This is a genomic window from Bacillus sp. FSL E2-0195 (assembly GCF_038003645.1).
Taxonomy (GTDB): domain Bacteria; phylum Bacillota; class Bacilli; order Bacillales; family Bacillaceae_G; genus Bacillus_A; species Bacillus_A mycoides.
Window position 1 is genome coordinate 4,297,160 of the sequence record NZ_JBBOPN010000001.1, and the last position, 20,133, is coordinate 4,317,292.

20 protein-coding genes, 1 pseudogene and 1 other annotated feature are annotated in these 20,133 nt (G+C 36.6%); of the genes and pseudogenes, 3 read left to right on the forward strand and 18 right to left on the reverse strand.

Annotated features, from left to right (window positions below):
• Nucleotides 1–19 precede the first annotated feature (19 nt).
• Complete coding sequence (gene nadB / locus MHH59_RS22155; RefSeq protein ID WP_078178154.1) at nt 20–1,549, reverse strand: L-aspartate oxidase; 1,530 nt, start codon at nt 1,547–1,549, stop codon at nt 20–22.
• 153 nt (nt 1,550–1,702) lie between these two features.
• On the opposite strand from nadB, the gene MHH59_RS22160 reads away from it, so the two are divergent.
• The 3 genes from MHH59_RS22160 to MHH59_RS22170 all read left to right on the forward strand — a co-directional run bounded on the left by MHH59_RS22160 (nt 1,703) and on the right by MHH59_RS22170 (nt 4,119).
• A complete protein-coding gene (locus tag MHH59_RS22160; RefSeq protein ID WP_002034158.1) occupies nt 1,703–2,845 on the forward strand; it encodes an IscS subfamily cysteine desulfurase in 1,143 nt (380 codons plus the stop codon).
• The gene (locus MHH59_RS22165) at nt 2,845–3,387 is read left to right on the forward strand and encodes a transcription repressor NadR (protein ID WP_002034157.1); all 543 of its coding nucleotides are present in this window, start codon (nt 2,845–2,847) and stop codon (nt 3,385–3,387) included. The genes MHH59_RS22160 and MHH59_RS22165 overlap by 1 nt, the downstream gene beginning before the upstream one ends.
• An 84-nt stretch (nt 3,388–3,471) precedes the next feature.
• Nucleotides 3,472–4,119 (forward strand): MOSC domain-containing protein, encoded by a 648-nt coding sequence (locus MHH59_RS22170; RefSeq protein WP_078178156.1) that lies wholly within the window; start codon nt 3,472–3,474, stop codon nt 4,117–4,119.
• A 102-nt stretch (nt 4,120–4,221) separates the two neighbouring features.
• Here MHH59_RS22170 and pheA read toward each other — a convergent pair whose 3' ends face one another.
• The 17 genes and pseudogenes from pheA to mreD form a co-directional block, all read right to left on the reverse strand.
• A complete protein-coding gene (gene pheA / locus MHH59_RS22175) occupies nt 4,222–5,073 on the reverse strand; it encodes a prephenate dehydratase (RefSeq protein WP_340852353.1) in 852 nt (283 codons plus the stop codon).
• Nucleotides 5,074–5,170: 97 nt separating this feature from the next.
• Nucleotides 5,171–7,084, reverse strand: a complete 1,914-nt coding sequence (locus MHH59_RS22180; protein ID WP_340852354.1) for an ABC transporter permease — start codon at nt 7,082–7,084, stop codon at nt 5,171–5,173.
• A gap of 49 nt (nt 7,085–7,133) precedes the next feature.
• On the reverse strand, nt 7,134–9,056 hold the full coding sequence (locus MHH59_RS22185) for an ABC transporter permease (protein WP_098632387.1): 1,923 nt from the start codon (nt 9,054–9,056) through the stop codon (nt 7,134–7,136).
• Nucleotides 9,031–9,807, reverse strand: a complete 777-nt coding sequence (locus tag MHH59_RS22190; RefSeq protein ID WP_002015381.1) for an ABC transporter ATP-binding protein — start codon at nt 9,805–9,807, stop codon at nt 9,031–9,033. Before MHH59_RS22190 ends, MHH59_RS22185 begins: the two co-directional genes overlap by 26 nt.
• 93 nt (nt 9,808–9,900) lie before the next feature.
• Nucleotides 9,901–10,983 carry a HAMP domain-containing histidine kinase gene (locus MHH59_RS22195; protein WP_033707976.1) on the reverse strand — a complete coding sequence of 361 codons (1,083 nt, stop codon included), beginning with the start codon at nt 10,981–10,983 and terminating at the stop codon, nt 9,901–9,903.
• Nucleotides 10,973–11,680: a response regulator transcription factor gene (locus MHH59_RS22200; RefSeq protein ID WP_002034150.1), complete on the reverse strand. Its 708-nt coding sequence runs from the start codon at nt 11,678–11,680 to the stop codon at nt 10,973–10,975. Before MHH59_RS22200 ends, MHH59_RS22195 begins: the two co-directional genes overlap by 11 nt.
• A 174-nt stretch (nt 11,681–11,854) precedes the next feature.
• The gene (gene obgE / locus MHH59_RS22205) at nt 11,855–13,138 is read right to left on the reverse strand and encodes a GTPase ObgE (protein ID WP_002015378.1); all 1,284 of its coding nucleotides are present in this window, start codon (nt 13,136–13,138) and stop codon (nt 11,855–11,857) included.
• Nucleotides 13,138–13,686, reverse strand: a pseudogene (locus MHH59_RS22210) (Spo0B C-terminal domain-containing protein). Before MHH59_RS22210 ends, obgE begins: the two are co-directional and overlap by 1 nt.
• Before the next feature lie 63 nt (nt 13,687–13,749).
• Nucleotides 13,750–14,040 carry a 50S ribosomal protein L27 gene (gene rpmA / locus MHH59_RS22215; RefSeq protein WP_000944957.1) on the reverse strand — a complete coding sequence of 97 codons (291 nt, stop codon included), beginning with the start codon at nt 14,038–14,040 and terminating at the stop codon, nt 13,750–13,752.
• Between the two features lie 3 nt (nt 14,041–14,043).
• Complete coding sequence (locus MHH59_RS22220; RefSeq protein ID WP_002138477.1) at nt 14,044–14,388, reverse strand: ribosomal-processing cysteine protease Prp; 345 nt, start codon at nt 14,386–14,388, stop codon at nt 14,044–14,046.
• An 11-nt stretch (nt 14,389–14,399) separates the two neighbouring features.
• Nucleotides 14,400–14,708: a 50S ribosomal protein L21 gene (gene rplU, locus MHH59_RS22225; RefSeq protein ID WP_000270907.1), complete on the reverse strand. Its 309-nt coding sequence runs from the start codon at nt 14,706–14,708 to the stop codon at nt 14,400–14,402.
• 14 nt (nt 14,709–14,722) lie between these two features.
• Nucleotides 14,723–14,801: a sequence feature (ribosomal protein L21 leader region), on the reverse strand.
• A 77-nt stretch (nt 14,802–14,878) separates the two neighbouring features.
• On the reverse strand, nt 14,879–16,288 hold the full coding sequence (locus tag MHH59_RS22230; protein ID WP_002015376.1) for an Rne/Rng family ribonuclease: 1,410 nt from the start codon (nt 16,286–16,288) through the stop codon (nt 14,879–14,881).
• A 42-nt stretch (nt 16,289–16,330) separates the two neighbouring features.
• Entirely contained in the window at nt 16,331–17,191 is an 861-nt protein-coding gene (locus MHH59_RS22235) for a M50 family metallopeptidase (protein ID WP_002088816.1), read from the reverse strand.
• Complete coding sequence (locus tag MHH59_RS22240; RefSeq protein WP_002034147.1) at nt 17,184–17,930, reverse strand: M23 family metallopeptidase; 747 nt, start codon at nt 17,928–17,930, stop codon at nt 17,184–17,186. The genes MHH59_RS22235 and MHH59_RS22240 overlap by 8 nt, the downstream gene beginning before the upstream one ends.
• A 133-nt stretch (nt 17,931–18,063) precedes the next feature.
• Nucleotides 18,064–18,861 (reverse strand): septum site-determining protein MinD, encoded by a 798-nt coding sequence (gene minD / locus MHH59_RS22245; protein WP_000503308.1) that lies wholly within the window; start codon nt 18,859–18,861, stop codon nt 18,064–18,066.
• Between the two features lie 2 nt (nt 18,862–18,863).
• Nucleotides 18,864–19,550, reverse strand: a complete 687-nt coding sequence (gene minC / locus MHH59_RS22250; RefSeq protein WP_002015372.1) for a septum site-determining protein MinC — start codon at nt 19,548–19,550, stop codon at nt 18,864–18,866.
• Between the two features lie 35 nt (nt 19,551–19,585).
• Nucleotides 19,586–20,131, reverse strand: a complete 546-nt coding sequence (gene mreD, locus MHH59_RS22255; RefSeq protein WP_002015371.1) for a rod shape-determining protein MreD — start codon at nt 20,129–20,131, stop codon at nt 19,586–19,588.
• Between the last annotated feature and the right edge of the window lie 2 nt (nt 20,132–20,133).

Genomic DNA, 20,133 nt, shown 5'->3' on the forward strand with positions numbered 1-20,133 from the left:
AAAACCCCTCTTCCCCTTATTAAACAAGTTGTAGTTTTCTTCTCACTCGGATAATCTCTTTTTTCACGCTATTTCTTTCTGGATAATCAATGCGATAATGACCACCAATACTGTCTTCTCTTTGCAAAGCTGATACTGTTATAAGCTCACAAACTGTTAACATATTAATAAGCGTTATCTCTTCATTTGTAAGTGCATCATATTGTAAGATCATATTTCGCACACCGTACCTACTAAACCATCTCTGAGCATATGATAAATTTTTCTCAGTTCGCACAATCCCAACATATTTCATCATGCATTCTTGTATTTCTTCTTTCAACGGTAAATGATTAAGAGCTATAAAACTTTTCCCTCTCTCTTCCGGCACATTTTTTCTTTCCTCTGCTGGCTTAGCTAAAATGTGTTTTCCTATTCGTCTTCCAAACACAAGACCTTCTAATAATGAATTACTCGCCAATCTATTCGCACCATGAACTCCATTACAAGCCACTTCACCGACCGCATATAAGTTTGAAATGGACGTCTCTCCGTCACAATTCGTCTTCACGCCGCCCATATGAAAATGAGCGCCCGGTACGACCGGAATAGAATTTTCTTTTAAATCAATACCATTCTTTTTACATAATGATGAGACGGTCGGAAAACGTTGTTCAAAGTTTTGAATGGTTTCGATGTTTAAGTACACTTTTTCACCTGCAAGAAGTTGTTCATGAATAGCCCTTGCCACTACATCACGCGGTGCGAGATCTTTCCCGGGATGTATATCCATCATAAAACGCTGTCCTTTTCCATTTATAAGGACAGCTCCTTCACCACGGACTGCTTCAGAAACGAGACCACAACATCGCCCGTCCACGTATAACATCGTCGGATGAAATTGTACAAATTCTAAATCAACAAGTTCCCCCCCAGCTCGATATATCATCGCAAGTCCATCGCCTGTAATTGTCTCATCATTCGATGTAAAGGCGTACAAACCACCTATCCCTCCTGATGCTAACACCGTATTATCAGCATAGTAACGCTTCAGCTTCCCTTCACTATTTCGCGTTAAAGCTCCTATGCATTTATTATTTTCTATAATGAAATCGAGCACCATTTCATGCTCAACGACAGTAACGTTCGGAACTACTTCTTGTATTAAATGCTCTAATAGATTTTTACCAGTTGCATCTCCTCCGGCATGTAAAATGCGCCGTTTTCGATGCGCCCCTTCTTTACCAAGGTGGATCCCTTTTTCATCCCCATCAAATTTCATTCCATTCGTAATAAGCTTACTTATTTCTTTCGGTCCCTCTTCAACTAAATAACGAACTGCTTCTTCGTTGTTATAATGGCAACCTGCCACTAATGTATCTTCAAAATGCCCACTCGGATCGTCATATGTAGCAACAGCTGCTGCAATTCCTCCTTGAGCTAAATGTGTATTATTATTACGTCCTGTTTTTTTTGTGATAATTATCACATTCTTTTCGTGACAAAGCTCTTTCGCAACACGAAGCGCCGCAACGCCACTTCCAATAATCAAGACATCTGCACTTGGCATAATTGTTGCCTCCCACTTTACACTTCCCAACTGTCTTGACACCTATATTTACATAGTTTTAAAATAATGACAAGAGTTTTTTTACAATTCTTATTTTCACTACCATTCTAAAAACGAAAACAAATGTCACTCTTACTGAAGAGAGGAAATTACATGATGATATATCTAGATTATGCAGCGACAACACCTATGAGCGAAGAAGCTTTAGAAACATATATAGCAGCGGCAAAAACATATTTCGGAAATGAACAAAGTTTACACGATATCGGCGGAAGTGCATCATCTTTATTACAAGTTTGTAGAGAAACATTTGCAGAAATGATTGGGGGTAAGGAACAAGGTGTATTCTTTACAAGCGGCGGTTCAGAATCTAACTACCTTGCGATTCAATCCCTTCTAAATGCTAGAAATGGAAAGCACATTATTACGACACCTATGGAACACGCATCGATTCGAAGTTATTTTCAATCCTTACAATCGCAAGGTTATACTATTACTGAGATTCCTGTTGATAAAAGTGGGATAATTCATTTAGTAGATTTAGAAGCAGCTATTACAGAAGATACTGCTCTAGCAAGTATACAGCACGGAAACTCTGAAATCGGGACCGTTCAAAACATTGCAGAGATCGGAGCACTTTTAAAAAAATATAATGTTTTATTTCATTCGGATTGTGTTCAAACTTTTGGTAAACTTCCAATAGACGTTAAAGCGATGGAGATTGATAGTCTTTCTGTTTCAGCCCATAAAATATACGGACCAAAAGGAGTTGGAGCTTGCTATATAAATCCGCAAGTTCGCTGGGAACAAGTATTTCCGGGAACTTCTCATGAAAAAGGCTTTCGCCCTGGTACAGTGAACGTTCCTGGAATCGCTGCTTTTTTAACAGCCGCAGAGCATATATTAAAGAATCAAAAGGAAGAGAGCTTTCGTTTTAAACAATTACGATCTTATTTTTTAGAGCAATTACAAACACTTCCTCTAGAAATTGAAGTGAAAGGACATTCTACTTCTTGTTTACCACATATTATTGGGGTTACAATAAAAGGAATAGAAGGTCAGTATACAATGTTAGAATGTAACCGTCATGGTATAGCCATTTCAACTGGAAGTGCTTGCCAAGTCGGTAAACAAGACCCTTCAAAAACAATGCTTGCAATTGGAAAAACGTATGAAGAGGCAAAACAATATGTCCGCTTTTCTTTCGGACATCACACAACGAAAGAACAAATTGATACAACTATTCATGCACTACACACAATTGGAAATCAATTTTATAGAGGTGTTAAATCATAATGAAACAAAATGATCAAAAAAAGATTTTAGGCGAAGAAAGACGACAACTCATCCTTGAGTGGCTTCTTGCTGCAAATGAACCGTTATCAGGGAATGAACTATCTAAAAAGACAAACGTAAGTAGGCAAGTTATCGTTCAAGACATTTCCTTACTAAAAGCACGAAATGAACCAATTATTGCGACTGCACAAGGGTATTTATATTTAAAGCCACAAACAAGACAACAAGCTTTTGAACGCGTAATCGTATGCCAACATAAACCGGCAGAAGTACGTCAAGAACTTACTATGTTAGTTGACCACGGCGTTACAATTAAAGACGTAAAAGTTGAGCATCCTGTATACGGCGACTTAACAGCATCGATTATGGTAAGTAATCGCTTCGATGTAGAACAATATTTACAAAAAATCGAAAACACAAACGCTTCCTATCTTTCGCAACTAACAGATGGTATTCACTTACATACAATCGAAGCAGATTCTAAAGAGAAATTAGATGCTGCCTGTGAGGCACTAGATCGAGCTGGATTTCTCGTTTATTAATTAATGTACAGCACAGAGTTTTTCATCATTCTCTGTGCTTTTTTAGTGATATAATATTGAAATCAATTGTAAAGGAGATCAACTATGGGAATTGAACTCGTTCACTTTAGCACTGGTAAACCGAAACAAATGAAATATGGCGAAGATAAAGAAATGATAACAGGTATATGTAAAGATCCTACAGAAGAGGCCTTCCTCTCAAAAGACGGATTCCGTGGTGATGATGTAGCGGATTTAAAACACCACGGGGGACCTGATCGCGCAGTTTGTGTGTACCCACACGAGCATTACGCACTATGGGAAGAGGAATTTCAAACTACACTTCCAGCTTCCACATTTGGCGAAAACATTACCGTAACAAATATGTTAGAGCGTGATGTTTGCATCGGAGATACATATCAACTAGGCGAAGCAATCATTCAAGTAACACAAGCTCGCGTACCTTGTAGCACAATTTCAAAACGTGTCGGTATTCCTGGCATTTTACCACGCATTGTAGCAACTGGATATACTGGCTACTTATGCCGCGTTCTTCAAGAAGGTACTGTGCGTAAAGATTCTAAAATTACATTACTAGAGCGTCCATCAAACAATGTATCTGTTTTGTTCTCTAACGAAATTTATTTTCATAATAGGAAAGATAAAGATGGCATTGAGAAGGTTCTTGCTGTACAAGAACTAGCCGGGATTTGGCGTAGTCAGTTAGAGGATCGTCTTTCGAAGTTAAAATAATAAATCCCACCTTTTATAGGTGGGACTCTATTTATCTATCATACGGTATACTAGCGACCGAAATTATATCGACTTAACTACAAAATACGACAAACACTCCCCTTACAACCAATAAGAAGAATAACTCCCCAGCACAGTAACAGAAAAACCGAGTGCTTCAAGTTCCATTGTTACGCCTGGCAATAATACATCATCATATGCTTTGTCGACGTCGATTAAGAAAAAGTAATTTCCAAGGCCTGTTTTCATCGGGCGCGATTCAATTTTGGATAAGTTTAATTTTCTCCATGCGAAAGCTGATAACACTTGATATAGTGCCCCTGCGTAATCAGCAGGTAACGTTATCATAAGCGTCGTTTTCTCTCCTCGGTTTTCTCCGTTATTTGGGATTACTGCTTTCTTTTTCTTATGGAGAACAAGGAAACGTGTATGATTGTTTTTATGCGTATGAATATCACGCCTTACAATTGTTAATCCGTATTTTTCTGCCGCTGCTTCATTTGCAATAGCTGCAATTTTTTCTTCAGGATGTTCTTTCACATATTGTGCAGCGGCACTTGTGGATGTCATATCTCGAACAGTTACTCCTTTTAATTCTTCATTTAAAAACTTATGGCACTGTGCAATGGCATGCGGATGAGAATGCACAGCGTATACTTCTTTCCACACTCCTTCGTACTGCGGGTGTACGAGTAAATGTTGCTGAATTGGCACTGTAATTTCTCCTACAATGGAAAGTGGCTGCTCATGTACGAGATAATCAACCGTTATATTAACTGAACCTTCTATGGCGTTCTCTAACGGTACAACCGCATAATCTACATTTTCATTTGCAGCTGCATCAATACAATCTGGAATCGTTCGATACGGTACATGCTCTGCTTCCGGAAAAAAACGACTCACCGCCATATTTGTAAATGTTGCCTCTGGTCCTAAATATCCTACTCGAATCATCGTCTTTTCCCTCTCTTTTTCGTTTTCTTACTGTTATACCACAATTTTAAATATTCTTCTATGTAAATTTCGAATATTTAAAAAAGACTAGCATTCGCTAGTCTAAATGTTTCCTATATTCTCTTTGAGCGAAGAAGAAATACATAATGCATGCAGCAATGTAAAATAAAATAAACAAGCCTACTTTTCTTAATGAACCGTCCATAAAGATCGTATTATGAAACGTATATAACGCAACTGCACTATGCATACTCCCTACTACAATAGGCGCAAAAAATAGCATACATAATTGCCAACGAGAAATCTTCCACACCTCTTCCTTTGTCATCCCAAGTTTAGAGAGTGCACCATACTGTTTACGATCCGATGCAATATTATGAAACCATTTAAAATATACGATACTGCATGAAGTAAGGAAGAATAATATACTAATGAATGAGCCTACAAATAGAGTAATATTACCGAACTCTTTCATATTCACATATAACTCCATATTACTTCGAAATGCATCATTTGTATCTTGTTTCATATGTTTCCGTAAATCTGCATTCAAATCTTTCGTATTTTCGATATTTGGTAATGTGTAACCTCTATATATCATTTTTTCAGAATCCGTAATTGTATTTGATATAATCTCAAAATCTTCATCATTCATGACGAAAAACAGACCATTAATGTGCGAAGGGTGATAGTTAAATTGTACCCCTTCTTTCTGACCGTTAAATGCAAATTGATATGTTTGATTTATTACTTGTAATTGAATCTCTTTTTGATTATATACATTCGGATGATTGCGTTTATTATAATAAACAAGTGTAACTGTTCCTTTTTTAGGATGATACGTTTTCTGTTTTTGTTTTCTCGCCTCTTGATTGTATTCACTTTCCTTTATAAGCGGCGCTACCTCTGTTTCTCCCTTATTGGACTGAAAAGATGCATACACTCCAACAAAACTCATATATTGAAAATCATCATATCCATATTGATGTAATAAGTTTTCAACCTTGTCTTTCTCGAAAACTTCATGAGCAGAAGTGCCTTTTTCTATGTATGAAAATGAGTGTACTCCTCCGCCACGCCACATATCTTGCATGCTAGAAAAATATAAGAACACCGTACCTGTCGCCGTAACGACAAACGTTGTTGCCATAGACAACAGAAAGAAAAAGCGACTATTTTCCTTCATTCGATGTGACAATTGATTCACTATAAATAAATACGGATATGTATACATAATCCTTTTATTTCTTTTTATCACTTCTAATATTTGTGTAGCGCCATGTGTAAATGAAAAATACGTCCCAAAAGAAATGAGTATAACAACCGGAAAAAAGTATAATGCTATCGTTGTCATCGTCACTTGTAGCGCTAACGCATATCCCGTCCCTAAACAAGCAAAACCGAATAAACAAAGCCACTTTGATGTTTTCCTCTCTCGTTTATCTGTTCGAAATTCTTTTAATAACCGTATGATTTTTATATTCCATATACGTAAAGCACTTATAAAAGATAACAGAACAAAGACAAGCATATATGTAACAAACGTTACACCAATCGCTCTCATGTCAAATATGACAGGGAGTTCTTTCGGAAGATGAAGTAACATACTAAATACCATAAAAAAGAGTTTTAAAGAAATCATGCCAAGCCCAATACCGAAAATATTAGCGAAAATTCCGATCAATATTTGCTCGGTCATAATCACTCCTATTACTTTAGATTTCGTTGCTCCCATTAACATATATAACCCTAATTCTTTCTTACGTGCTTCTATGAAAATAGAAGTAGAATACAAAATAAATATGACGAAAAAAGAAATAATTATAACGTTACATATGATAAGCCCCCAGCGTACATTTTGATACCACATCGTCTCTTGCATATACGGATGTACAATGACAGACATGTATGCATAAGAAGCTAATATGGCAAAACAACTACTTAAGAAAAACACTTTATAATTACGCCAATTTCCCTTTATATTTTGCAGCGCTAGTTGCCGAATGTTCATCTATCGTCCTCCTGTAACTTACTACACACGTAAAAAGCTAGAGGTTCCCCTAGCTTTTTACGTGTTTTAAATATCCTCTTTGCGCAATCATAAAGTAAATTGTAGAAGCTAAAATATATGCTCCAATTACTATCGCACCTGATTTCCACAAATCAATATAAAGCATTTTTCCTAACGTATGAAGAGCAAATCCACTATGAATTGTACCGATTAAAATTGGGATAAAGAAGATAACACCCATTTGTCGAATTGCAATTTTACGAATTTCTTTATCTGTCATACCAATTCTTTTTAATGACTTAAATTGAATACGATCTTGTTCTTTATCATTAAACCATTTAAAGTATGTCATGCTACAAGCAAAGAAGAAGAACAGTACTGCTACGAAGAAGCCGATGAACATTGTAATTGCTCCACCTTCTCTTATATCTTTATAAGCGAACACTGCGTTTCTCAATTCCCCTTGCTTTTCTGGTGCAATTTCCTTTTTCAAATCTAGCACAAGGTCTTCCGTACTTTTCCAGTCTTCAATATAATAACCATAATATTTCGTCTTTTCTTCATCTGGTACGAGCTTTTCGTATTTCTCAAAATCTTGATCATTCACAATGAGATATTCGCTATCATTAAAAACAGAATATGACGTTGGCTCATTTAATTGAGCAGACTGCTTTTGTCCGTTGATTGTAAATTCATACGGTTTCGTACGATCTATCTTCATAAGTTCATTTGCTGCATCAACCATAACCATCGTCGCACTACCTGGTGCATTATGAACCTCTGTAATTTGCTCTTTCTTTTGTTCACGTACTTCCGCGTTATATTCTTTTTCTGAAATAATCGTCATTGGTACTTCACGTTCACTGTTAAACAACATTATTTTCTGTGTTGCAGGTAGTTTTACGTAAGTTACTTTTCGTGCATCTTCAAACCCATGTTTTTTTACAATCTCTTGTTCTTTTTCTTCATTAATCAGGCTATGCGTATTTAGTCCCTTTTCCTCATATGAAATAGCATGCGGTGTAAGCTCTATCGTTTTCGCACTCATATTTTCAAAATATACATAAAGCGTACCAACCGCTGAAGAAACAACCGCCGTAATAATAGAAATAACAAATAGAAAACGAGCATTATCTTTCATTTTATAAATAAGATTGCTAAGTACAAACATATTGGGATACGTATAAAAAGATTGTTTTCGTTTTTGCAATGCCTTTAATACGACTGTACTTCCTTGCGTAAATAGTAAATACGTTCCGCCAATCGTCAGTCCGACAATTGGTAAGAAATACATAATGAAATTCATAATTGTTACTTGGAAACAAAGTATATACGCAGCAATAATACAGCCTATACCAACTACCCCTAACCATGTAAATGCAAAAGGTTCTACTTTTTGTTTTCTTGCCTCTCTTAATAAATCAATAATTTGCAAGCGGCCTACTGTCCAAACACTAAACAATGATAGTATTAAAAAGAGGACAAAGTATATGCCAACTGTAGTAAGAACTGCTTTTCCATTCCACACAAGCGGCAGTGTTTTATCAATTTTTAGTAAGACACTGAGTGCTTGGAAGAAAAGTTTTGAACAAAGCATTCCAATCCCAATACCTACTACAATGGCAATACTCCCTAACATCAGTTGCTCTAATATAATCATTCGGCCGAGCTGAGACTTTGTTCCACCTATTAACGTTAATAAGCCAAATTCTTTTTTTCTTGCTCGTAAAAACGTTGAATTCGCATATAAAATAAAGAGTGCTGAGAAGATGACTACAATATAATTCATCGATTCTAACCCTTTTGTAATCATCGTCTTCATACTAATATTACCGCTTACGACATCTGGATGATAAATGAAGGAAGCATACATGAAAAATACGACAATCGATAAACAACTACTAATAAGAAACGCTTTATAATTACGCCAATTTCCTTTTACGTTATTAAGCGCGAGCTGGCGAAAGTTCATGATATTCTCCTCCTAGCATCGCAAGTACGTCTAAAATTTCTTGGAAAAAGGCTTGCTTCGTTCTTCCTTTATGTATTTCTGAAAAAATCTCTCCATCACGTATGAAAAGGATACGTTCGCAATAACTAGCGGCTACTGGATCATGTGTTACCATTGCAATCGTTACTTTCTTTTGCTCATGCAAATCTTGAAGTGCTCCCATTAATGATTTCGCTGACTTAGAATCTAGGTTTCCTGTTGGCTCATCCGCTAAAATTAATGTTGGTTCATGAATAATCGCCCTTGCAGCTGCTGCACGTTGTTGTTGTCCACCTGATACTTCGTATACTTTTTTATTTAAAATTTCTTCAATGTTTAAAAACCTCGCAATTTCAAGTACTTTCGCATCAATTTCTTTTACAGATTTCTTCGCCATTACAAGCGGCAAAATAATATTTTCTTTAATCGATAATGTATCAAGTAAGTTGAAATCTTGGAAAATGAATCCTAGATGTGTACGGCGAAATTCCGCCAATTTTGCAGCACGCATTTGATTAATTTCTTCACCATTTACAAGCACATGACCTGAAGTTTGCTTATCAATTGTTGCTAATAAATTTAAAAGCGTTGTTTTTCCGCTTCCTGAAGGCCCCATAATCCCTACAAACTCGCCTTCTTCAATTTTAAAATTTATATCATTTAAAGCAGTCGTCGCTACTGAACCTTTTGATTGGTACACCTTTGTTAATCCTTTTACTTCAAGAACACTCATTTCTAATCCCCCTACGTGTTTTCTTCTTACATTTACTATAAGAAAAATAAGAAAAAGAAACGAGTGATTTCCCTTACAAAACGTTTTGTTATCTTACAGTTTTGTCATTTTTCTCATTAATGTATGATATTCTTCATCTTTTGCAAATTGGAACGTAACTGTTGTTCCTTCCCCTTCAGTTGATTGTACATACACTCCATGATGTAAATTACCGCAGATTTCCTTCGTAATATATAAACCCATACCTGTCGCTTCCCTTGTTTTACGGCCGTTTATTCCCGTAAAGAACGGATCAAATATACGCTTTACATCTTGCTCAGGAATACCAATTCCATTGTCCTTAATATGTAATAACACCTTTTGATCTTTCTCTTCAATTTGAAATTGAATTTCTTTTTTCTCTGCTTCTGAAATTTTTGTATACTTAATTGCATTCACAACAATTTGGCTCATCGCGATACTAAGCCACTTTCTATCAGACGCAATCATACAAGTCTCTTCTTCAAACATCATTTTCGGAAATACAGAAGATTGAATGAACGACTTCCGATTTTCATTAATAATATCTCGAATGACCTCTATAACATTTACTACTTCTACTTTATAGTCTTTCGAAAATTGATCTAACCTTGCCATATGTAACGCTAAATCTAACCCATTTAAAATACGGTTATTTTCTTCACGAATACTTTCAATCGTTCCCCTTGCTTCACGGTGCTCCTTACCATATTTCTGTAACAATAATTCAATAACGGATACTGGTGTTTTCATTTGATGGATCCACTGGTTCATAAAAATCATTTGCTGTTGCTCTTTTGCATGCTGCTTATGAACTTCATTCATATATTGCTGCCTTAATAGCGTAAACGCTTCAACAACCATTTCTTGCTCTGACGTATAAGAAGTATCGATAAGTAAAGAGTCATGTAATGTATGTCCACCGGCAATATACTGTTCTATCCTCTTTAAAAACACACTTCGTTTTCGGTAATCGTAAATAAGGTATACACTAAACACAACTGTCCCTAATAAAAGTCCGTATAACCATGTACTCCAGTCCAGCGCACGCTTTTCTAAAAGGCTTTGCAACTGCAATACGAGTCCAAATAAACAAAGGCTTATAATGTAAGAAAGGATTAAGGAAAAACGTTCTATGAGGTAATTTTTAACCTTCATGCCCTTCGCCCCACTCAGTAAGAAGAGCATAACCGTACCCACGCTTTGTGACAATTGCATTTTTAATGCCTAACTCCTCAAGTTTCTTCCTTACACGCTTTACATTCACGGTTAATGTATTATCATCAACAAAAGCTACTTCATCCCATAAAGCCTCTAACAGCTCTTCACGTGTCACGTATTGATTTGCTTGTTTCATTAAACATTCTAATAAATAAAACTCATTTTTTGTAAGTTCCGTTTGTTGACCTTTCCACTCTACTGTGTGCTGTGATGGGAATAATAACAATCCATTAACACCTAAGCAGTCACTTTCCGCGGCCAAAGCATACTCACCATACCCGCGGCGGAGTGCACTTTTCACCTTTGCCATTACAATATCTAAATGGAATGGCTTTGTAATGTAATCATCTCCGCCATTTTCAATCGCCATTACTTGATCCATTTCCCCTGTTCTTGCAGAAACAAAAATAATCGGCGCATTCGATACAGTGCGGATTTGGCGGCACCAGTAGAAGCCATCAAAGTATGGTAAATTAATATCAAGTAACACAAGATGAGGACTTACTTTTACAAACTCATCTTTTATATGCCGTAAATCGCTCACTCTGAAAGATTGATATCCATACCTTTCTAAATGCTCCTCTAATATCTCTGCAATTTTTTCATCATCTTCTACAATTAATATTTTATACATATTCCTTTTCTCCCCATAAAATATTCTTCTAAAATCACTCCTTTTTCTATTATAAATTGAAACTTTAATCAATGGGGATTTTTTCCTATATCGACTTATGGTTCACCTATATGAATTGGGTTTTTACTGGACTCAAATAACGAAAAAAAAAAAGACCGCCATATTTCGGCAGTCTTAATCGATAAATTCAAATTGATATTCAAGAATTTTCACAATATCTCCGTCTGTTGCACCACGTGCACGAAGGGCTTCATCAATACCCATTCCACGCATTTGACGAGCAAATCGGCGTACAGATTCATCACGTGAGAAGTCTGTCATCTTGAATGTTTTCTCAATGTCATAACCAGAAATAACAAATGTGCCATCACTTTCGCGTGTAATTTCAAAATTAGATTCAGATTCAAATTTGTACATTACACTTGCTTCAGATTCTTCTACATCATCGTACATTGGGAATTCTGGTGTTGTTTCTAATAAGTTCGCTACTTCAAATAGTAAGTCACGAACACCTTGTTTCGTTACAGCTGAGATTGGGAAAATTTTCACTTCGTCTCCCAATTTCTCTTTAAATGCTTGTAAGTTTTCTTCTGCATCTGGCATATCCATTTTGTTTGCAACAACAACTTGTGGACGCTCAGTTAAACGCATATTGTATTCTTTTAGTTCATTATTGATTGTGACATAATCTTCATATGGCTCACGTCCTTCTAAACCAGACATATCGATAACGTGTACAATTACACGTGTACGTTCGATATGACGTAAGAATTGGTGTCCAAGTCCAACGCCGGAGTGTGCGCCTTCAATTAGTCCAGGAAGGTCAGCCATAACGAAGCTGCGGTTATCACCAGTTTCAACAACACCAAGATTCGGAACGATTGTTGTAAAGTGATATTCTGCAATTTTCGGACGTGCTGATGATACAACAGATAATAATGTAGATTTACCCACACTTGGGAATCCAACAAGTCCAACATCTGCTAGCACTTTAAGTTCTAGCGTGACATCACGTTCTTGACCTGGTTCCCCGTTCTCAGCGATTTCTGGCGCTGGGTTCGTCGCTGTTGCGAAACGTGAATTACCACGGCCACCACGGCCACCTCTTGCGATTACAGCTGTTTGTTCATGCGTTACTAAATCGGCAAGAATTTCACCTGTTTTTTCATCTTTCACTATTGTTCCTGGTGGAACCTTTACGATTAAATCTTCAGATTTACGACCGTGCTGACCTTTACTCATTCCGTGCTGACCGCGATCAGCTTTGAAATGACGTTGGTAGCGGAAGTCCATTAATGTACGTAAGCCTTCCTCAACAACAAAAACAACATCTGCACCTTTACCACCGTCGCCACCTGCTGGGCCACCTTTAGGTACATACTTCTCACGACGATACGCAACCATTCCGTTACCACCGTCGCCGCCTTTTACATATATCTTGACCTGATCTACAAACATTATTTCACCACACTTTTTTCGATTAGTTGTAATATAACTGAGACTTCTTCGTCTCGTACTGTATAAGAAATGGAATACCATTTATTGTTTTCGTTCGCAAGCCACGTTTGTAGTTCTTCTACATTCGTTAGCTTTCCACGAAAATCAAAAAAGAAACGAGCATTCTCCGCGTCACTTTCAATTGTGATACAAACATAATTTTCAACATATACGTCTAAACTATGCTGAAGCATTAAGAAAAACTGATTCGTCCATGTACATACAGTCTCATCTAGATGAGATAAGTTATGTAATTTCCCTAATACTTCGTACTCCAATAAGCACGGTTGCTGTTTCCAATTATATGTTAAAATCCACTCTGAAAATCAAGGCATTGATAGCCCCATCAGATTGGATTCTTGTCTCGCTTCTTGGACAAAACGATCGATGAGCCTATGAATCTCTTCCACTTTTCCAAGGGAAAGATTTCCTTTAACCATCTGCAAACGATTGAGCCAATCATGTCTCGAGTGGCTCAACGCATCTATAATTGTCCATTTTTCATTCATTTAGATACCCCTTAATATAGAAAAACTCTAACCTGCACTCAGGTTAGAGTTTTCCGTGAGTTCTTATGCTTCTTGAGCAACAGGATATACGCTCACTTGTTTGCGGTCACGACCAAGACGCTCAAAGCGTACTACGCCGTCAACTTTCGCGTATAAAGTGTCATCGCCACCACGACCAACGTTAACACCTGGATAAATTTTTGTACCGCGTTGACGGTAAAGAATTGAACCACCTGAAACCGTTTGACCATCTGCGCGTTTAGCACCAAGACGTTTTGACTGAGAGTCACGACCGTTCTTTGTACTACCTACACCTTTCTTAGATGCGAAAAACTGAAGATCTAATCTTAACATACGTTACACCTCCTGCACTTTTTCTATTAAACGGATATACTTTCCGTAATCAAGTTCAATCGTCTTAAGTGAAACAACCAATCCTTCTAAAAGTATTTGTGCTTTTTCTGCTGTATGAACGTCTAAATCATTAGGCAATTCATACGTCAAGAATCCGCCATCACTTCCGAGTTCAATAGTTGCCTGCACATTACAAAGTTCTTCCACTGCATTTATAGAACCAAACACAACCGCTGTAGTTCCAGCACAGACAAGATCTTGTCCATGTGGCGCATAATTGGCATGTCCAGTCATTTTAAATGATCGGATACTTCCTAGTTTCGTGCGACTTATCGTAATCTTAATCATCTTAACCAGAATTAAGCGTTGATAGCTTCAACTACTAGCTTAGTGTAAGGTTGACGATGACCTTGTTTCTTACGATTGTTCTTTTTCGCTTTGTATTTGAAAACGATGATTTTCTTAGCGCGACCTTGTTTTTCAACTTTCGCAGTAACTGTTGCACCCTCTACAACTGGGCTACCAACTTTCACGTTTTCGCCACCAACGAAAAGAACTTTGTCAAAAGTAACAGTTTCACCAGCTTCAACATCTAATTTTTCAATGTAGATTGCTTGACCAGCTTCAACTTTAATTTGTTTTCCACCTGTTTCGATAATTGCGTACATACTTGCACCTCCTCTTAATTACTAAGACTCGCCAAAAACGAGGTAGACATAAAATGTCTTTAGGGAACCTGTCTTGTGCGGTTGTAGCATATAGCAGTTTAGGTGCTATAAACTATAACATAAAAATATTACCATGACTCATTGACTATTGTCAATGAATGTTCTGCTAACTATTTTTTCCGTTCTACAATTTCTTTCTTACTTCCAAAACGGATAATAGCGTACTTTTCGATAATATCATCTTTGAAATAAATTTCAAATGGAATATTTTTTTGTAATTCTTTTTGTGAAAAATGTTTTTGTACTTTTTTTGAAGCACCAATCAATACAGCTTCATCCTCTATATTACCATAAGTAATAAGCTCTCTCTCTAGCTCATACGCAATTGTTTCATTAGATATAACGTAACCTGTCGCTTTACAAGGCGCACACTCTTCTAATAATACGTCACGTAACGAATGTTTCTTGCGCTTACGCGTCATCTCTAAAATACCTAACTCTGTAAACCCAAGCACTCTTGTATATGTGCGATCATCTTGTAAAGCTATCATTAAACGCTCTCTTACCTTCTCTTTATCTTCCCGTCTTTTCATATTAATAAAATCAATTAATATCATCCCGCCAATATCACGAAGTCTTAATTGACGAGCAATCTCTTCAGCAGCCATTTCATTTGTGCGAAATACGGTATCTTGTAAATTTTGTTTTCCAGTAAATTTACCTGTATTCACATCAATTACAGTCATCGTCTCCATTTGTTCTACAATTAGATAGGCACCATTTGGTAGCCACACAATTTTTTGAAGTGCTTTCTCGATTTCACGATCTATTCCAAAGTGGTTAAACATCGAAGATTTTTCATTATAAAAGGATACTCTTTCTTTCCCTACTTTTTCTTCTAATTCTTTTACTATACTTCTCGTATCTACAACTATTTTTTCAATTGTTTCAATTGGGTTCTCCTGAAATACACGATCTAAAAACGTCGCTGGTTGATGAAGTAGTAAGGGCGCCTTCCCTTGATCTTCTTTTCTTTTTAACTCTTCATATAACTGCTGCAACCCTTGCATTTCAGCTTGTATTTCATCGATCGTTCCTTTTTCAGAAGCAGAACGGAAAATGTATCCACCTGTTCCTTCTACTTCAATTCCCAGTAACTGTTGTCTTCTTTTATTATTTTTTATTTTCCGAGAAACAGCGCGCATGTCATCATAGGGCATGTAAACGACATATTTTCCGGTAACTTCTATCTTCGCCGTTAATTTTGGCCCCTTCGTATCAATTGCCTCTTTCACAACTTGTACAAGTATCGCCTGTCCTTCATGTATGCGATATGAAGATGGTACATCATCAAATGAAAGATATGCATGTTTTTCTAATCCGATATTTACAAAGGCTGCGTTCATTCCAGCAATTGTTCTTACGATACGCCCAACATAAATATGTCCGACAATCTCCTGCTCTTCATTCCGTTTCCATAAAAGCTCTACAATTTTTTGTTTCTCTTCTATCGCAACACGCTTTTCCGAACCAGTGTAGTTAATATATAACGTCTTCAAAATTCTTTCCTCACTTTTCATTTCTTTTCCTTACAATATAAAAGGTTAGTGTCGTCGTCAACACTAACCAATTAATTCTTCAACAGATGAGGTTGTTCGTTTTTCAGCAAAATACGCATACAACAATTCATTTTCGTCCAATGTGTAATGCTCTTTATATTTTCCATGGACGATAATAGAGTGTTTATATCCTCTGCGAAATTTTGTGAAAATCGTATATAAATGATCTTCCGTTTTCACCTCAATAGGTGCTATTTTTTCAATATCTCTTTTATTCCCATAATAACGCTCTAATAAAAAACGCATAAATGCGTACCGTCTTTGTTTCCATTCTTGATATAAAGAAATCGCTAGAAAAACGAGTAATACCCACATCATAATGTTATTACTATTCCAAAGTAACTGCCATCCTAATATTACACTAAAAAAAACACATGACAATTTCATCATCTTTTCATGTGCTTGTAAATAGGGAAAACGATATGATAATACATTAAATAATACTTTTCCACCATCAAGTGGCCAAATAGGCAATAAATTAAACCCTAAAATAATGACATTATTCCATACAAAGAAATGGTACAAATCGTCAGTTACCCAGCCCGCTTTATACAAAATGTAAGCGACCGCAATCATCCATATATGCTGAATTGGCCCCGCCATAACGACAATTAATTCTTCTTTTAAAGATTTATTCCCATGTTCTTCCATCTCAACTACGCCACCAAACGGCAAAAGCTGAATTTGTTTAATACGCCAATTATAATACGCTGCGGCAAAAGCATGCCCAAGTTCATGAACTAAAACGATACAAAATAGTAATAGTAACTCTTTAAAACGTGCTGTAAAAATACCAATGACAATAATAACCCAAAACAACGGATGCACAGAAATTTTCGTGAAAACATCCCTATATTTAATCAAATGAAATCACCTGAATTGGATCAATAAATTTTTCATTCTTTTTTATTGCAAAATAAAATTTGCCATTTTTATTATTTTCATCATTACTCACTATTCCAATTTTTTGTTTCTTTGAAACGTAATCATATAATTTTACTGACATATCATTTAAATTTGCATACCATGACTCCGTACCATCAGCGTGCTGAATTTGAACTGTATTTCCAAGTTCCTCTTTCTTGCCCGCAAAAACAACTATACCTTCATTTACTGACTCCACCGTTGCATTTGTAGCCGTTTGAACAAATACACCCTGGCCGTTTTTTTGAAATCCTTGCATCACCTTTCCAGAGGCAGGAATCGCATAATCCTTTTGCTGAATAGCCTCTTCTTTTTTCTCATTTGGAGAAAAGAACACGAGAGGTTTTCCAAACTGATTTTCATACCATTTCGATATAGTAGCAAATTGAAATTCTTCTTGCATAACTTTTTCTGTAACAGCTCTAGTACCATCAAAAGAAGAAGGTGCGTTCTTAAATAAAATAGCAACCGAAAGAACTAATATTGCTGATAGCAAAACTTTGAAGAGAAAAACTTCTTTTCGAAATAGAGGATGAATTTCCTTCTCCCCCTCTTCAATAAAGACCGTTTCGCTATCAAAATCTCCTCCCGCAAAATACTGCTCTTCTTCTAGCAATTCTTGCTCTGCTTTCCTTTTCGCAATCCGCTTTTTAATTTCTTCCACACGTCTATTCTTCATACTGTCTCCTTTCTTTCGTTAGCCTTATTCAAATAGAAACAGTTATATACAGTTTGTACATATGTATGAGTTATAGAAGGAAGATATTCATGCGAAGAAAAAAGAAAGCACTCCGCATTTATGCGAAGTGCTTTTAACGGATTCCAAAGAAATTTTTCATCTTTGTAAATACCGATACTTTTTCTTGTTCAAATGCTTGTAATGGTACATTCTCACCTAACAAGCGTCTTGCAATATTACGATAAGCTATTGCTGCTTTCCCGCTAGGTTGCAGCGCTACAGGTTCACCTGTATTCGTAGCACGAATAACTTCATCATCATCCTCGACAACTCCAAGAAGCTCGATTGACAGTGTACGTACGATTTCATCAACGTCTAACATATCCTGTTCATGAAGCATATGACTACGCACACGGTTAATGACAAGTTTCGGTGGTTCAATATCCTCTTTCTCTAAAAGCCCGATAATACGATCCGCATCACGCATTGAGGATACTTCTGGTGTTGTTACAACGATTGCTTTATCCGCACCTGCTACTGCATTTTTAAACCCCTGCTCAATCCCCGCAGGACAATCAATTAATATGTAATCATAATCTTGACGTAATACTTGTATTAATTCATCCATTTGTTCAGGTGTTACCGCCGATTTATCGCTCGTTTGTGCTGCAGGTAATAAATAAAGATCATCAAAACGCTTATCTTTAATAAGAGCCTGAGGTAAACGACAACGCCCTTCAACGACATCAACAAGATCAAATACAATACGATTTTCTAGCCCCATTACTACGTCTAAATTGCGTAAACCGATATCTGTATCAATTAAACACACTTTTTTTCCAGATAACGCAAGGGCTGTACCAATGTTCGCAGACGTTGTAGTTTTACCTACTCCGCCTTTTCCAGATGTAATTACTATTGCCTCTCCCACAGCTATACAATTCCCCTTTCTAACTTTGTTAAATTAGGTCTAAGATGAGTGAGAAGTTGCAGGCGATCGACAACAATGTGATTATTCTCATTAATGTACGCACATTCTGCCGCCTCTGCTCCGTCTTCTTTCTCTTCCGGAGCCCGCATTGTCACATCACTAATTCGGAGTTGCATAGGGTTCATAATAGATGCAGCAATAACAGCTTCTGAATCTCCATCATACCCCGCATGTGCAATTCCTCTTAATGATCCCAAGACAAAAATATTCCCCCCAGCGATAACCGTTCCGCCTGGATTAACATCTCCAATTAATAATAAATTGCCTTTTACATGTAACACTTGTCCAGAGCGAACAATTTTGGAAATAGGGACAATTTCTGTTTCTTCTTTCCAAGCTATTGCTTCTGCTTTTGTTATAACATCACTTTCGATTGATTCTACAACAAGGTTCTTCTTATTGCGAATTAACGTACGAATCTCTTCTTGTTGTACTTCTGTTAAATAGCGATTTCCTACTTTAACACGCACTTCAATTAAAGAACGTCCGTCACTCTCATAGTAATGTGTAGAAAGCTTTTCATCCAATTCTTTTAGTAGCTCAGAGAATGAACAGCAATCATCTAAATGAAGTGTTATTCCATCTTTTGTCCCTTTTATCGTTACATTTTGTTGCTTTTTTTCTTCCACTAAAGTTCACCCCACCGATTCAATTCGACATAAAATTAGAAAATCCTTTTTTCTTTTTCTTCTATCGCTTTTGAAAGACGCACTAAATATCGTCTCAGTGGGAAACAAACTATTAATAAGAAAATTCCATTTAGCAATAAAGTAGCAAGGAGACGATCTGTGAAAAAGACAGATGCTGACATGTGAGTACGTCCTAACAAAGTTAAAAACCCATACACATAATACTCTAATGCTGCAATGCCAGCCAGTACGATAGAAGCGACAATAAATAAATTCAATTGTAATACTTTCATCACACTATAAACTAAATAAGCTAAAATCGGATAAGCAAATATATATATACCGACAAGTTCCGTGTATACGGTATCAAATAAGAAACCAAATAATAGTCCGTAGTAAATCCCTTGAACCGGACTATAGTACACTGTAATAAAACATAACACAATTATAAAGAAATGCGGTGCTGCTATACTGCCTTTCCAAAAGACGTCTGTTGGAACAACAGTAGAGAACATATTTTCAAATAAAAAAACAAAAAGGAGCAAAAGAGGAAGAGCTGCTCTTTTTAAAATCGTCATCATCT